Genomic DNA, 15,027 nt, shown 5'->3' with positions numbered 1-15,027 from the left:
CACCCGTAGCAGAGATTACCCATGTACCGCGACCCCGATATTGCCGACGACATCCGCCAGGACATGCTGGCCTGGCGCCGCGACATCCACGCTGTTCCGGAAACCGCATTCGAAGAACACCGCACCGCTGGCATCGTGGCGCAGGCGCTGGGTTTGATGGACATCGAAGTGCAGCGGGGACTGGCGACGACGGGCGTGGTCGGCACGCTGCGCAACGGCGATGGCCCCAGCATCGCGCTGCGCGCGGACCTGGATGCGCTGAACATGCAGGAGCTGGGCAAGGCCGCCCACGCTTCCACCTGCGCGGGCAAGATGCACGCCTGTGGCCACGACGGCCATACCGCCATGCTGCTGGGTGCGGCCGCGCACCTGTCGCGCAACCGCGATGCCTTCCGCGGCACGGTGCATTTCGTGTTCCAGCCCGCCGAAGAGAATGAAGGCGGCGGCCGCGTGATGGTGGAAGATGGCCTGTTCGACCAGTTCCCGGCCGATGCCGTCTATGGCATGCACAACTTCCCCCAGTTGCCACGCGGCAAGTTCGCCATCCGCGCCGGCACCATGACCGCGTTCCTGGACAACTTCGAGATCGTCATCACCGGCAAGGGCGCGCATGGCGCCCAGCCGCACCACGGCATCGATTCCGTGGTCGTGTCCGCGCACCTGATCACCGCGCTGCAGACCATTGCCAGCCGCCGCACCGATCCCACCGATTCGGTCGTGGTCAGCATCACGCAGATCCACGGCGGCGATACCTGGAACGTGCTGCCTGAGTCGGTGGTGCTGCGCGGCACCATCCGCACGCTGAACCCCGCCGTGCGGGATCGCACGCAGACGGCGATGCGGCAGATCTGCGAGGGCGTGGGCACGACCCACGAGGCGCGGATCGCGATTGACTACCGCCCCGGCTACCCCGGCGTGGTCAACACCCCCGCCGAGACCGACGCCGCCATTGCCGCCGCCGCGCAACTGGTGGGCGCCGACAACGTGAAGACCGATATCAAGCCGGCAATGGGATCGGAGGACTTCGCCTTCATGCTGGAAAAGCGCCCCGGCGCTTATATCGGCATCGGCGCCGGCGAGAGCGCGGAAGACCCGCCCCTGCACAATCCCTACTATGACTTCAACGACAGGATCCTGCCGCTGGGCGCGGCGTATTGGGTGGCGCTGGTCGCGCAGCAATTGCCGGCCAGATGATCCGCGCCCGTCAGGACCTGCGGGCTGCTTGCGCGAACACGTTCAGGAAGCCCAGCGCGGGCTGCGCGCCGGTGTGCGCTTCGATGGCGGCAGCCAGCACCGGCGCCGGCAGCCAGGGATAGGGCAGCGCCGCCTGCAGGGCCGCCAGCGTGACCGCGCCGGGATCGGCGATCGTGTCCATCCGTTCGATATGGATATGCAGGCTGGCGATACGGTACGTGCCGTCATCGCCGGCGGCAAAGCCCCAGCGGTAATGGCCCTTGCCGACGCGCAAGGCGCTGGCCGCGGTTTCCCGCATCACCACCAGCCAGGGGATCGTCATGGCGTTGCCGTCCAGCGCGGCCGCAACGTCGCCGATGTAGTAGGTCCGGCAGCGGTCGAACGTCTTCGCAAACTCGCTGACCAGCGTCGAGGCAATGGCATCCGCGCCTTCGGCCTTGGGCGGAAAGCTGATGGAGTCGGTATCGATCGAGAAGGTCAGCGACGCATCCGGAGCAAAGGCTTCGTGGATCAGCGCCGGGCGGTTGTTGTCCTTGGCCTCGACGTATTGGGCCAGCCGGGCTTTGGCGGTGGCGAGCGGGATTGTGTTCATGCTGGACTCGGGGGTATGGGTTGAAAGGCGGGGCGGCCAGGGTGTTGCGGCGAGTTTGTTAGAATTTGGCACAAAGCTTGTATCAAAAGCTAAGTGGACATACCGCCGATGGCAACGACTCCTGCAAATAAGAACCTGACCGTAACGCATCCGGCGTGCCTGGTCGACGGCTCGGACCGTGAATTCCGGCACCTGGTGAATGGCCTGCTGCCGTTTGCCGCGCGCCTGCTGTCCGTGCGCGACGGCTTTGGCAGCCTGATCGGCCTGACGGGGGTCCAGTACTCGCTGATCCGCTCGATCCTGCACCTGTCGCAGCAAGGCGAGGTGACGGTCAACCAGCTCGCCGACCATCTGCACCTGAGCGGCCCGTTCATCACCATCGAGACCGGCAAGCTCAAGAAGCTGGGGCTGATCGACAAGAAGGCCCATCCCGAAGACAAGCGCAAGATGCGTCTGACCATCACCGCCGCCGGGACCCGTCTGCTCAATGAACTGCTGCCGGTGCAGCAGCAGATCAACGACGTATTGTTCGACGGCGTTTCCCGCACCGAATTCAAGGTGCTGTGCTCGGTGGTCGACCGGCTGGTCGCCAACGGCGATCGCGCCGCGCTGGATCTCGAACATCTGCAGGCGCGCCGGCAGAAGGGCTAGTGCGCGGCCCACTGCACCGTGCCGACATCGATGCCCTCCTGGTGCATCTCCCATAGCGGGCTCAGTTCACGCAGGCGGGTAACGGTCTCGCTGACCTGCCGGATGACCTCGTCCACCTCTGCCTCGGTGGTGTAGCGCCCAAGCGTAAAGCGGATCGAGCTATGTGCCAGCTCGTCGCTGCGGCCCAGCGCCCGCAGCACGAACGAGGGCTCCAGTGAAGCCGAGGTGCAGGCCGAGCCCGACGACACCGCCACGTCCTTGATGCCCATGATCAGCGATTCGCCTTCGACATAGTTGAAGCTGATGTTCAGGTTGTGCGGGATACGGTGCGCCAGGCTGCCGTTGACGTAGACCTCGTCCAGCCGCGACAGCCCCGCCAGCAGCCGGTCGCGCAACGCGCCCACGCGGCGCGCTTCCTCCGCAAGTTCCAGCTTTGCCAGCCTGAAGGCCTCTCCCATGCCCACGATCTGGTGCGTTGGCAGGGTGCCTGAGCGCATGCCGCGCTCATGCCCGCCGCCGTGGATCTGCGCCTCGATGCGGATGCGCGGCTTGCGCCGCACGTAGAGCGCGCCGATGCCTTTCGGGCCATAGACCTTGTGCGCCGTCACGGTGAGCAGGTCGATCTTCAGGGTATCCAGGTCGATGGCGATCTTGCCGGCGGCCTGCACCGCATCGCAATGGAACACCACCCCCGTCGCGCGGCATAGCTCGCCGATCTGCGCAACTGGCTGGATCACGCCGATCTCATTGTTGACCATCATCACCGAAACCAGGATGGTGTCCGGCCGCATGGCCGCTCGCAGCGCGTCAAGGTCGACCAGGCCGTCGGTGCCGACGTCGAGATAGGTCACCTCAAAGCCCTGCCGCTCCAGTTCGCGGCAGGTATCGAGCACCGCCTTGTGCTCGGTCTTGACCGTGATGATGTGGTTGCCCTTGCCGCGATAGAAATGCGCCGCGCCCTTGATCGCCAGGTTGTTGCCCTCGGTCGCGCCGGAGGTCCAGATGATCTCGCGCGGGTCCGCATTCAGCAGCGCCGCCACATGCGCGCGTGCGGTCTCGACCGCCTCTTCCGCCTGCCAGCCGTAGTAGTGGCTGCGCGATGCGGGGTTGCCGAACTGCTGGTGCAGGTAGGGAACCATCTTCTCGACGACCCGGGTGTCGACCGGTGTCGTCGCGCTGTAGTCCATGTAGATCGGAAGGGTGTTCGGCTCGGATTGCATGGCGCTCATTCCTGGAGGCGGATGTGGGGACGACCGTGGGCAAAGCGTACCCGCTGGTCAAGGAAAGTGGGGCCGAGTCTAGCACCGGGTAGCGGCCGTTCGCGGCAGCGCCATGCTGCCGGTAGGGTTGCTTGACGCGCGGACAGCTGCAATTCAGGCCGCGTGGCGCCACCTGTCCGCTAGCCGGAAAAACTTGTCCAGCAACGGTTTCCGGATTTCATTGAGTCGCCTCGGGAGCTGTCCGGCTCCGCACTCTAGGGTTTCCACCAACTTGAATGCCGTTGTTTTATAGCATTCAATAAAACCTAAGTTACAAAGGTAAATAAACAAAATAACAGGTTTGGTGACAACACTTGCGTAGGAGTCGTGATGGCTGAGTCATCTGTCGGTCAGGGCGTCAATGTGGACGCCGAAGCGCAGCGCCGCTTCAGAAATGCGTTGGCGATGTTTGCAACAGGCGTCGCCGTGATTACCGCGCCGCGCGAAGAAGGGCTGCCGGTCGGCATCACGGTGGCGTCGTTCAACTCGGTATCGCTGGACCCGCCGCTGGTGCTGTTCTCGGTGGACCGCCGCTGCCTGAGCCTGGGCGACCTGCGCAGCGCGCGGCGCTATGCCGTCAACGTGCTGGGCGAGGCGCAGCAGGATATCTCGAACCGCTTCGCCAGGGCCAATTCCGGCAAGTGGGAAGGCATCGGTTTCAGCAAGCGCAACGAGGACAGCCACGTGCTGCTGCCGGACGCGCTGGCCACCTTCGAGTGCGAGCCCTATGCCATGCACGACGGCGGCGACCACGTGATCTTTATCGGGAGGGTGCTTCGCCATCAGGCCCGCCAGGACGGCCGGCCACTCATCTTCTTTGGCGGCAAGTACCGGGCACTGGAAGACAGCCCGGCCGCCGCCTGAATCCACAAGAACAGACAGTCAGCACAGGAGAACGACATGATCAAGACCGGTAACCAGCACATCGCCATGCTGCGCGATGGCCGCGAGGTGTACCTGGACGGCAAGCGGGTGACAGATGTCACCAGCCACCCGGCCTTCCGCAATTCGATCCGCAGCTACGCCAACCTCTACGACTTCCAGGCGCAGCCGGGCAATATCGACAAGATGACCTTCCAGCCGGCGGGCACCGACCGGCGCGTCAGCCGGATCTGGGAGCTGCCGGCCAGCTACAACGAACTGGTCGAACGCCGCCAGATGCTGGAAGCCTGGACCGAACTGCACTACGGCTTCATGGGCCGCTCGCCCGACCACGTGGCTTCCTGCATCTCGGGCATGTACATGGGCATCGATGTCTTCGAGCAGGCCGATCCGGCACGTGCCGGCGCGCTGCGCGACTACTACCGCTATGCCCGCGACAACGACCTGTTCCTCACCTATGTGATCGTCAACCCGCAGGCCAACCAGTCCAAGTCCGCGCACGAGCAGGAAGACAAGTACCTGGCGGTGGGCATCGTCGACCAGGACGCGGAGGGCATCACCGTGCGCGGCGCCAAGATGCTGGCGACCAGCGGCATCATGGCCAACGAGGTCTTCTGCAGCTGCATCCAGCCGCTGCGCGAGGGCGACGAGATGTATGCGCTGTCCTTCGCGGTGCCGATGAACACCAAGGGCCTGAAGGTGATGTCGCGCAAGTCGTATGAAGCCAATGCCACCTCGGTGTTCGACAACCCGCTGGCCAGCCGCTTTGACGAGAACGACGCGGTGCTCTATTTCGACGACGTCAAGGTGCCGTGGGAGCGCATCTTCGTCGCGGGCGACGTGGGCTTGTGCGCCAGGCAATTCCACGCCACGCCGGCGCACGTCTACCAGAACTACCAGTGCCAGGTGCGGCTGATGGTGAAGCTGCGTTTCCTGGTGGGCCTGGCGCACCGCATCACCGAGATCAACGGCACCAACAGCTTCCCGCAGGTCAGGGAAATGCTGGGCCAGCTCGCCGCCGAAGCAGGCATGGTCGAGGCCTGGGTCTACGGCATGGAGGCCAAGGGCCAGGTCGGCAAGCATGGCTACTTCGTGCCGGACCGCAGCATGCTGTACGGCTCGCAGGTGGTGACCCAGCAGCTCTACGGCAAGGTGCTGGCCACGCTGCGCGAGCTGGCCGGCGGCGGCATGATCATGCTGCCGTCGAGCATCGAGGATTTCGCCAATCCGTCGCTCGCCGGGATCATCGCCAAGACGCAGAAGTCGCCGGTGTGCAGCCCGGAAGAGCGCGTCAAGTTCTTCAAGCTCGCCTGGGACGCGGTCGGCTCCGAGTTTGCGTCGCGCCACAACCAGTACGAGATGTTCTATGCCGGCGCCACCTTTGTCACCAAGGGGCATGCCTATCGCACCTACGACTGGCAGAACGCATCCGGCCTGGTCGACAACATGCTCGGCAGCTATTCCCTTGAAAGCGAACTGGCCAAGCTGCCGCAGGCCGCCTGACTTTCCGCACCTTTCCCAATTCCCGCATCGAACACGGAGATCGACATGGCAATCACCAAACTTCACGACGAGTTCCACACCCTGGACCTGGAGTCCGGCTGGGAGGTCCCCCACGGCTATCCGTCGGGTATCCAGCAGAAGATCCTGTCCGGCTCGCTGGACGAGAACGGCCGCAGCGGCAGCCGTACGCGCCTGCTGCGTTTCCAGCCCGGCGTGTTCACCACCTCGCCCTTCGTGCATGAGTACTGGGAAGAGGTCTACCTGCTCAGCGGCGACCTGACCGTCGGCAACGACGCCAATGGCAAGGGCGGCGAGGCCTTCGTCCCCAACACCTACGCCTGCCGCCCGCCCGGCGCCTTCCATGGCCCGTTCAAGTCAGACGGCGGCTGCATGCTGCTGGAGATCCACTACTACGACCCGGCCTGATCATGGAAGCGACTATCGCAACCGCGCAGCGCCAGCTTGCCGCGGGCAGCGCCAACGCGCTGTCCCTGCTGGCGTCATGCGTCGAACGTATCTGCAATCCAGGCGGCGAGGGCGCGCGCGTATTCCCGCATGGCGTGAGCATGGCGGCGCGCAAGCAGGCCCAGGCCAGCGACATGCTGCGCGAGCAGGGCGTGGCCGGCCCGCTGGCGGGCGTGCCGGTGTCCGTGAAGGACCTGTTCGACGTGCAGGGCGACGTGACTCGCGCCGGCGCACGTGTGCTGCCGGAGCGTGCGGCCAGTGCCGACGCGCCGGTCATTGCGCGCTTGCGTGCGGCGGGGGCGGTGTTTGTCGGGCGTACCAATATGACCGAGTTCGCCTACTCGGGCGTCGGCATCAATCCGCACTACGGCACGCCACGCAATCCCTACGACCGGCAGGCGGGCCGCATTCCCGGTGGCTCGTCGTCGGGGGCTGCGGTGTCGGTGACCGACGGCATGGCCCTGGCCGCGATCGGCTCCGACACCGGCGGTTCGTGCCGGATCCCGGCCGCGTTGTGCGGCATCGCCGGCTTCAAGCCCACGGCGCGGCGCGTGCCGCTGCAGGGCACGGTGCCGTTGTCGCCCAGCTATGACTCGGTGGGCTGCCTGGCCAACACTGTGGCGTGCTGCGCCGCAGTTGATGCCGTGATGGCGGGCGAGGTGCCGCCCGCGGGGCCGGCGCCGCTGGCAGGGCTGCGCCTGGCGGTGCCCACCGGCCTGGTGCTGGAAGGCATGTCGGACGAGGTGGCCGAGGTCTTCAGCCGCACGCTGCGCCGGCTGTCCGCGGCGGGCGCGCTGCTGCAGGACGTGAGCTTCGACAGCTGGGACCAGCTGGCCGGCATCGGCGCGAACGGCGGCCTGGTCGCAGCGGAAGCCAGTGCCTGGCACGGCAGCCTGCTGGCTGAGCAGGCCGATCGATATGACCCGCGCGTGCTGTCGCGCATCCGGCTGGCTGACGGGCAGCGTGCCGCCGACTACCTGCGCATGCTGCAGCGCCGGGGCGAGCTGTGCCGGCAGGCCGATGCCGAGCTGGCGGGATTCGATGCCGTGGTCCTGCCCACCGTGCCGGTCGTGGCGCCGCGCATCGCGGACCTGGACGACGACGAAGCCTTCTTCAGCACCAACCGGCTGCTGCTGCGCAACCCGGCTATCGCCAACATGCTCGACCTGTGCGCGCTGTCGGTCCCGTGCCATCGCCTGGGCGACGCACCGGTGGGGCTGATGCTGTTAGGGCGCCACCTGTCCGACCGCAGGCTGCTGGCCATCGGCATGGGCATCGAGGGGGCATTGCGGCACGAGCGGGGTTGAGCCCCCGCAGCAGTACAGAAGTACCCATAACTACAGTGGAGACAACAATGCCTGATATCCGTACCGGCGCCGCCGTACTGGCCTGCGCCACCCTGTTCGCGGCGACTGCTTCTGCAGCCGACCCGGCCCCCATCAGCGACGGCGTGGTCAAGATCGGTGTGCTGACCGACATGTCGTCGATCTTTTCCGATATCGGCGGCAAGGGCTCGGTGGTGGCCGCGCAGATGGCCGTGGACGATTTCGGCGGCAAGGTGCTGGGCGCCCCCATCCAGGTGGTCAGCGCCGACCACCAGAACAAGACCGACGTCGCCGCCACGCTGGCGCGCGGCTGGTTCGACAACCAGAAGGTCGACGTGATCCAGGACGCCCTGCCGTCCTCGGTCGCGCTGGCGGTATCCAACCTGGGCAAGCTCAAGCACAAGATCGTCATCGCCAGCGGTGCCGGCACCACGCGCCTGAGCAATGAAGACTGCTCGCCCTACACCATCCAGTATTCGTACGACACCTACGCCTTTGCCGCCAACACGGTCAAGGCACTGGCCCGGCGCGGCGACCACAGCTGGTACTTCCTGACGGTCGACTACGCCCTGGGCGCGTCGCTGGAGAAGGACGGCACCGAGGCGCTGTCCAGTGTCGGCGGTACCCTGAAGGGCAAGGCCAGGCATCCGATCAACTCCGCCGACCTGTCGTCCTACCTGCTGCAGGGACAGTCCTCGGGCGCGAAGGTGATCGGCCTGGCCAACGCGGGCGCCGACACGGTCAATGCGATCAAGACCGCCGCGGACTTCGGCATCAACACCGCGGGCAAGCAGAAGCTGGCGGGGCTTCACATGTTTATCAGCGATATCCACAGCCTGGGGCTGCAAGCCGCGCAGGGCATGACGCTGACCACATCGTTCTACTGGGATCGCGACGACGCCACGCGCGCCTGGTCGCAACGCTTCTTCGACAAGACCGGGCGCATGCCGACCCTGGTGCATGCCGGCGTGTATTCGTCGACCACGCATTACCTGAAGGCGATCCAGGCCGCGCGAACCGACGACAGCGATGCCGTGCTGGCCCGCATGCGCGAGACCCCGGTCAATGACTTCTTTGCGAAGAACGGCACGATCCGCGCCGACGGCCTGATGGTGCACGACATGTACCTGGTCGAAGTGAAGCGGCCGCAGGAGTCCAAGCGCCCTTGGGACTACTACAAGATCAAGAGCGTGATTCCCGCGAGCGAAGCGTTCCGCCCGCTCAGCGCAAGCACTTGCCCGCTGGTCAGGAAGTAAGCCCACATCCCTCATCGAGGCCGGCATTCCAGCCGGCACTCCACCCCATTGCAGAGAGCAACCGATCATGCAGACCCTTACCTTTGAACTCGACAGCTGCCAGGGCAAGTCGCAGCGCACCGTCACCATCCATCAGCTCATCGTGGCGGGATGGACCGGGCGCGACGTCGAAGCCATGGAAGCCCATATCCGCGAACTGGAGGAGTTGGGCGTGAAGCGCCCGCCCTATACGCCGGTGTTCTATCGCGTCGCTGCGCAACGCCTGGGGCCGGCCCCGGAGATCCAGGTCAGTGGCGAGGCCAGCAGCGGGGAAGCCGAGTTCCTGCTGGTCCGGGACGGCGATGAAATCCTGGTGGGCATTGCCTCGGACCATACCGACCGCGAAGCCGAGACCTACGGCATCACCGTGTCCAAGCAGATGTGCGAGAAGCCCTGCGCCCCGGCCTTGTGGCGCCTTGCCGAGGTGGAAGGCCACTGGGACCGGCTGATGCTGCGCTCCTACGCCACCATCGACGGCGAGCGCGTGCTGTACCAGGAAGGTCCGGTGACCGCCATGCGCTCTCCTGCGGACCTGCTGCAGCGCTTCAGCGGCCATGGTGGCGACTTTGGCGAAGGCTCGGCCATGCTGTGCGGCACGCTGCCCGCGATCGGCGGCATCCGCCCGGCCGAGCGCTTCGAGATCGAGCTGGAAGACCCGGTGCTGGGGCGCACGCTGCGCCACGCCTACGCGGTCGCGGCGCTGCCCGTGGCGGGCTAAGCATGCCGCGCGATTCCAACCGAAGCGGCAGCGCCACGGAGTCAAGGCCATGCACCACGACCTGATACTAGAGACCCGCAACCTCGGCAAGGCCTTCCGCGGCTTTACCGCGGTGAGCGATGTCAACCTGCAAGTCCGCCGCGGGTCGATCCATGCATTGATCGGCCCCAACGGCGCAGGCAAGACGACTTGCTTCAACCTGCTCACCAAGTTCCTGGAGCCGACCACCGGCACTATTCTTTTCAACGGCATCGACATCACCCGCGAAAAACCCGCGCAAATCGCGCGGCGGGGCATGATCCGCTCGTTCCAGATCTCGGCGGTGTTCCCGCACCTGACGGTGATGGAGAACGTGCGCATCGGGCTGCAGCGGCAGCTGGGCACGGCCTACCAGTTCTGGCGCAGCGAGCGCTCGCTCGATGTGCTCAACGACCGCGCCATGGAGCTGCTCGAGCAGGTCGGTCTGACCGAGTTCGCGCAAACGCTGACGGTGAACCTGCCGTACGGGCGCAAGCGCGCGCTGGAGATCGCCACCACGCTGGCGATGGAGCCCGAGCTGATGCTGCTCGATGAACCCACCCAGGGCATGGGCCACGAGGACGTGGACCGCGTCACGCAGCTGATCAAGAAGGTCTCGGCGGGCCGCACCATCCTGATGGTGGAGCACAACATGAGCGTGGTCTCGTCGATCGCGGACAAGATCACGGTGCTGCAGCGTGGCGCGATCCTGGCCGAAGGCCCGTATGCGGAAGTGTCCAGGGACCCGCGCGTGATGGAGGCCTACATGGGCACCGCCGACGCGGAACTGCAGGGCGCGCACTGAGCCGGGAGACCAACGAGATGACCTCATTGAACACACGCGCCAATACACCCGCGCTCGAGCTCAAGGACCTGCACGCCTGGTACGGCGAATCGCACATCCTGCACGGCGTGAACCTGACCGTGAACCGCGGCGAAGTGGTCACGCTGCTGGGCCGCAACGGCGCCGGACGCACCACCACGCTGCGCGCGATCATGGGCCTGACCGGGGCGCGCAAGGGCTCGATCAAGGTCGACGGCCACGAGACCATCAGCCTGCCGACGCACAAGATCGCGCACTACGGCATCGGCTATTGCCCCGAAGAGCGCGCCATCTTCTCCAGCCTCTCATGCGAAGAGAACCTGATGCTGCCGCCGGTGCTGAAGGGCGCCGACACCAGCAAGGGCATGAGCGAGACCGAACTCTACGAGATGTTCCCGAACCTGAAGGAGCGCCGCCAGAGCCAGGGCACGCGTCTTTCCGGCGGCGAGCAGCAGATGCTGGCGGTCGGGCGCATCCTGCGCACCGGCGCCAACCTGCTGCTGCTCGATGAAATCTCGGAAGGGTTGGCACCGGTGATCGTGCAGGCGCTTGCGCGCATGATCCTGATGCTCAAGCAGAAGGGGTACACGGTGGTGATGGTGGAGCAGAACTTCCGCTTTGCCGCGCCGCTGGCTGACCGCTTCTACGTGATGGAGCACGGCAGCATCGTCGAGCGCTTCGCGGCCAGTGAGCTGCAGGCCAGGATGCCGGTGCTGCATGAACTGCTGGGCGTATAAGGAGCGACTCATGAATCTGTTTGAAATCCCGCTCCCGGCGCTGCTGTCGCAGTTGTTGCTCGGGCTCGTCAACGGCGCCTTCTACGCCATGCTGAGCCTGGGGCTGGCGGTCATCTTCGGGCTGCTGAATGTCATCAACTTTGCGCACGGCGCGCTCTTCATGCTGGGTGCGGTGCTGGCGTGGGCCGGCATGGCCTATGCCGGCCTCAGCTACTGGGTGATGCTGCTGTTGTCGCCGCTGGTGGTTGCCGCGCTGGGCGTGGGGATCGAGAAGACCATGCTGCGCTGGATCTACAAGCTCGACCATATCTACGGCCTGCTGCTGACGCTAGGCATCACGCTGGTGATCGAAGGCATCTTCCGCTCGGTCTATGGCGTGTCCGGGCTGCCCTATGCACCGCCCGAGGCGCTGCAGGGCGCCTCCGACCTCGGCTTCATGCGCTTGCCCAACTACCGCGTGTGGGTGGTCGGGGCATCGCTGGCGGTCTGCCTGTCGACGTGGTACGTGATCGAGAAGACCAGGCTGGGCGCCTACCTGCGCGCCGGCACCGAGAACGCCAAGGTGGTCGAGGCGTTCGGCGTCAACGTGCCGCGGATGGTGACGCTGACCTATGGCTTCGGCGTGGCGCTGGCCGCGTTTGCCGGGGTGCTGGCGGCGCCCGTCATGCAGGTATCGCCGCTGATGGGGCAGAACCTGATCATCGTCGTGTTCGCGGTGGTGGTGATCGGCGGCATGGGCTCGATCATGGGCGCGATCCTGACCGGCCTGGGGCTGGGCGTGATCGAGGGGCTGGCCAAGGTGTTGTACCCGGAAGCATCTTCCACCGTTGTCTTCGTCATCATGGTGGTGGTGCTGTTGTTGCGCCCGGCAGGGCTGTTCGGAAAGGAGAAGTGATGAGCGGACAATCTATCGCCGCAATCGGCATGCGGCAGCAGCAGGCGGCGGGGCGCCTGCCAAAGCAGGTGATGTACGGCGTGGTGCTGGCGTGCCTGCTGGCCGCGCCGCTGGCCGGTGCGTATCCGGTGTTCGTGCTCAAGGTGATGTGCTTTGCGCTGTTTGCGTGTGCCTTCAACCTGCTGATCGGCTATACCGGGCTGCTGTCGTTCGGCCATGCGGCCTTCTTCGGCGGCGCTGGCTACGCCGCCGGCCATGCCATGAAGGTCTGGGGCGTGACCCCGGAAATCGGCCTGATCCTGGGTACCGGTGCGGGCGCTCTGATCGGCTACGTGGTGGGCTCGCTGGCCATCCGCCGACAGGGCATCTACTTCTCGATGATCACGCTGGCGCTGGCGCAGATGCTGTTCTTTATCTGCCTGCAGGCGCCGTTCACCGGCGGCGAGGACGGCCTGCAGGGCATCCCGCGCGGCAAGCTGTTCGGTGTGCTGCCGCTGTCGGACGATCTGACGCTGTACTACGTGGCGCTGGCGATCATCGTGGCCGCCTTTGCGCTGATGGTGCGCACGGTGCATTCGCCGTTCGGCCAGATCCTGAAGGCGATCAAGGAGAACGAGCCGCGCGCGATCTCGCTGGGCTATGACGTCGACCGCTTCAAGCTGACCGCCTTCGTGCTGTCGGCGGCGCTGTCGGGGCTGGCCGGCTCGATCAAGGCGCTGGTGCTGGGCTTCGAGACGCTGACCGACGTGCACTGGTCGATGTCCGGCATGGTGATCCTGATGACCCTGCTGGGGGGGCTCGGCACACTCACCGGCCCGATCGTCGGCGCGTTTGTTGTGATCGCGCTGGAGAACAAGCTGGGCGAACTGGGCAGCTACCTTGCGGCGGTGACGGACATCGACTGGTTCAACGGGCTCGGTGAATCGGTGTCGATGGTGACGGGCATCATCTTCATCGTATGTGTGCTGACCTTCCGCAAGGGGATTGTGGGGAGTTTGGGGCGCGGACCCGGATGAGGTGAAAGCCGTCCAAGGAGTTTCTCCTCTCTCGCGCTTGCGGGAGAGGGGCCGGGGAGAGGGTATCCCTCACGCAATGCGGCCTACAAGATGGGGCTGGGAGCCCACACGCGGCTCGCGCAGGCGATCGGGGAGCTGGTAGTGCGGGCGCAGGCCGAGCGTGCGGCTGCCGCACCGAGCGCCCCACAGCCAGGAGGCCGGTCGCGGTCGTCCCGCGAACAATAGGCTTCAAACCGCCCGGCCGTCATGCAAAGCCTTTGAAAAATCATCCCCAAATTTAGGCCATGTCTGATTGATCCCCACTGCCGATTTCGGCTCAATGGTATTCGGCAAACCAGCCGTTTCCAACCGAGGATCAATGATGCAAGACAGGAAAACCAAGAAGATTTACGTTGCAGCATTCGAAGGTGCGAAGACCGCCAACGGCGGTGAAGTCGTGAAGGGTTCCGGCAATCAAAGCTACGATGGCCGTCCCATCGTCCGGGTTGGCGACGTGGCGACCTACCAGGATGGCAGTACGGCGGTGATTATGGCGGGCGCAGGCAAGGCGTGCGAGTCAGCAGGCGTGCCGGTGGCCCTCATCGGCAGCCCCCTGAGCAATGGGGACACTATTGTGTTCAGTCCCGTGACGGCGCTGGAATTCCACGAATCGGCAGACAAGTCTATCCTTGGCCTGCTCGATCCCGCCTACTATTCCGTGCGCGCCTAAGAGGCCGTCATGCCGGATATTCGCTACGCACTCCGGAACGGAGACAAGACAAGCTCGGGCGGCATACTCTTCGCCACGGGCCGCGGCATATTCCATCATGACCTGATAGTCGGTGTCGAAGGCGACCATGCAACCTGCCCCGCCTGCAAGGTGGGCGGGCCGGTGATGAATGACTGTTATCAGGCCGTCGATGTAGATGGCAAACAGATGTTGGTGACTGGTGCGCGAGTCAATTGCAAGTGCCCGACTCACCCGGTTGTCATCCACTCGCGGATGGATTTCATTATTGAGGTGAACCGGGGAGGCCGCAATGCGCCGCCGCCGCCATCGTCCGCGTCCTTGGCCTCTTCGAACCTGACTTCGCCCGCGACAGGTGACTACGACGAGCAAGTCCGAGTCCGAGCGGGTAATACACCCTTGGAAGGCTACCCCTACTTCATCGCGACGCCCGACGGGCGGGCATTCTCCGGGTGTATAGACGAAAGCCGCAAGTTACCTCGCATATATACAAAGAACCTCAACGAGTACGCAATTTATTGGGGCGATGACGCTCTAGCAAAACAGATAGAGGTATGAGGTATGCCCAATAAGAAAACGATCGTGACAACAAACGCGACACCGAACTCCATTAAGGAAGTGCAGCTTAAGGTGGTAACGTTTCAGGAACTCTGGGAAAATTATCCGTCGGGTAATCCATACGACAATCCGGCCTATTCCGATCAGTGCGCGATCCGTATGAGTGTTACTCTTCATCGAGTCGGCATCGAGATGAAGTCCTTTTCATCGAAGCTTGTGAAGCCGCTGTCGGGGCAGCCGAGTATCGGGCGTATTATTCTTCCCGCAGACGGGAAGGTCACTGCCACGCGAGCAAACGAACTCGGGGAATGGTTGAAGTTGCAACCTTTTGCCGGACTAGGGAAGGCGGAGAATATTACAGGGCGGGAC

General features: G+C 64.9%; 17 protein-coding genes. 15 read left to right on the top strand and 2 right to left on the bottom strand.

Features of this window, described 5'->3' with window-relative positions; translation table 11 throughout:
• Positions 1-21: 21 nt before the first annotated feature.
• Positions 22-1,194, top strand: a complete 1,173-nt coding sequence (locus AC3WRI_RS20715; RefSeq protein ID WP_454750291.1) for a M20 aminoacylase family protein — start codon at positions 22-24, stop codon at positions 1,192-1,194.
• A 10-nt stretch (positions 1,195-1,204) separates the two neighbouring features.
• Here the strand turns inward: AC3WRI_RS20715 and AC3WRI_RS20710 are convergent, their stop codons facing one another.
• Positions 1,205-1,786 (bottom strand): nuclear transport factor 2 family protein, encoded by a 582-nt coding sequence (locus tag AC3WRI_RS20710; protein ID WP_010812515.1) that lies wholly within the window; start codon positions 1,784-1,786, stop codon positions 1,205-1,207.
• A 108-nt stretch (positions 1,787-1,894) separates the two neighbouring features.
• On the opposite strand from AC3WRI_RS20710, the gene AC3WRI_RS20705 reads away from it, so the two are divergent.
• The gene (locus tag AC3WRI_RS20705) at positions 1,895-2,437 is read left to right on the top strand and encodes a MarR family winged helix-turn-helix transcriptional regulator (protein ID WP_010812514.1); all 543 of its coding nucleotides are present in this window, start codon (positions 1,895-1,897) and stop codon (positions 2,435-2,437) included.
• On the opposite strand, the gene AC3WRI_RS20700 is transcribed toward AC3WRI_RS20705, so the two are convergent.
• Positions 2,434-3,657 carry an IscS subfamily cysteine desulfurase gene (locus AC3WRI_RS20700; protein WP_011616635.1) on the bottom strand — a complete coding sequence of 408 codons (1,224 nt, stop codon included), beginning with the start codon at positions 3,655-3,657 and terminating at the stop codon, positions 2,434-2,436. The genes AC3WRI_RS20705 and AC3WRI_RS20700 overlap by 4 nt on opposite strands.
• Positions 3,658-4,026: 369 nt before the next feature.
• Between AC3WRI_RS20700 and AC3WRI_RS20695 the strand changes: the two genes are divergently transcribed.
• The 13 genes from AC3WRI_RS20695 to AC3WRI_RS20635 form a co-directional block, all read left to right on the top strand.
• The gene (locus AC3WRI_RS20695; protein WP_439672434.1) at positions 4,027-4,560 is read left to right on the top strand and encodes a flavin reductase family protein; all 534 of its coding nucleotides are present in this window, start codon (positions 4,027-4,029) and stop codon (positions 4,558-4,560) included.
• Between the two features lie 36 nt (positions 4,561-4,596).
• Positions 4,597-6,081, top strand: coding sequence for a 4-hydroxyphenylacetate 3-hydroxylase family protein (locus AC3WRI_RS20690; RefSeq protein WP_010812511.1), 1,485 nt, complete (start codon positions 4,597-4,599; stop codon positions 6,079-6,081).
• Positions 6,082-6,126: 45 nt separating this feature from the next.
• Complete coding sequence (locus AC3WRI_RS20685; protein ID WP_010812510.1) at positions 6,127-6,507, top strand: cupin domain-containing protein; 381 nt, start codon at positions 6,127-6,129, stop codon at positions 6,505-6,507.
• 2 nt (positions 6,508-6,509) lie between these two features.
• A complete protein-coding gene (locus AC3WRI_RS20680) occupies positions 6,510-7,853 on the top strand; it encodes an amidase (protein WP_492293972.1) in 1,344 nt (447 codons plus the stop codon).
• Between the two features lie 47 nt (positions 7,854-7,900).
• Positions 7,901-9,127: an ABC transporter substrate-binding protein gene (locus tag AC3WRI_RS20675; protein ID WP_011616637.1), complete on the top strand. Its 1,227-nt coding sequence runs from the start codon at positions 7,901-7,903 to the stop codon at positions 9,125-9,127.
• Positions 9,128-9,194: 67 nt separating this feature from the next.
• On the top strand, positions 9,195-9,884 hold the full coding sequence (locus AC3WRI_RS20670) for a DUF2848 domain-containing protein (protein WP_010812507.1): 690 nt from the start codon (positions 9,195-9,197) through the stop codon (positions 9,882-9,884).
• Positions 9,885-9,933: 49 nt separating this feature from the next.
• Positions 9,934-10,707, top strand: a complete 774-nt coding sequence (locus tag AC3WRI_RS20665) for an ABC transporter ATP-binding protein (protein ID WP_439672436.1) — start codon at positions 9,934-9,936, stop codon at positions 10,705-10,707.
• A 17-nt stretch (positions 10,708-10,724) separates the two neighbouring features.
• A complete protein-coding gene (locus AC3WRI_RS20660) occupies positions 10,725-11,462 on the top strand; it encodes an ABC transporter ATP-binding protein (protein ID WP_010813254.1) in 738 nt (245 codons plus the stop codon).
• A 10-nt stretch (positions 11,463-11,472) separates the two neighbouring features.
• Entirely contained in the window at positions 11,473-12,357 is an 885-nt protein-coding gene (locus tag AC3WRI_RS20655; RefSeq protein WP_011616641.1) for a branched-chain amino acid ABC transporter permease, read from the top strand.
• Between the two features lie 71 nt (positions 12,358-12,428).
• Positions 12,429-13,373: a branched-chain amino acid ABC transporter permease gene (locus AC3WRI_RS20650; RefSeq protein ID WP_492294001.1), complete on the top strand. Its 945-nt coding sequence runs from the start codon at positions 12,429-12,431 to the stop codon at positions 13,371-13,373.
• Between the two features lie 292 nt (positions 13,374-13,665).
• Positions 13,666-14,082, top strand: coding sequence for a PAAR domain-containing protein (locus AC3WRI_RS20645; protein ID WP_234788267.1), 417 nt, complete (start codon positions 13,666-13,668; stop codon positions 14,080-14,082).
• Between the two features lie 9 nt (positions 14,083-14,091).
• Positions 14,092-14,658: a PAAR domain-containing protein gene (locus AC3WRI_RS20640; protein ID WP_143010756.1), complete on the top strand. Its 567-nt coding sequence runs from the start codon at positions 14,092-14,094 to the stop codon at positions 14,656-14,658.
• Positions 14,659-14,661: 3 nt separating this feature from the next.
• A partial coding sequence (locus AC3WRI_RS20635; protein WP_492293970.1) for a T6SS effector amidase Tae4 family protein occupies positions 14,662-15,027 on the top strand: 366 nt, incomplete at its 3' end.

It is taken from the genome of Cupriavidus sp. FW305-27, assembly GCF_058787995.1.
Note: the sequence above shows the minus strand (reverse complement) of the source record. Positions and strands in the feature narration are given on the sequence as shown.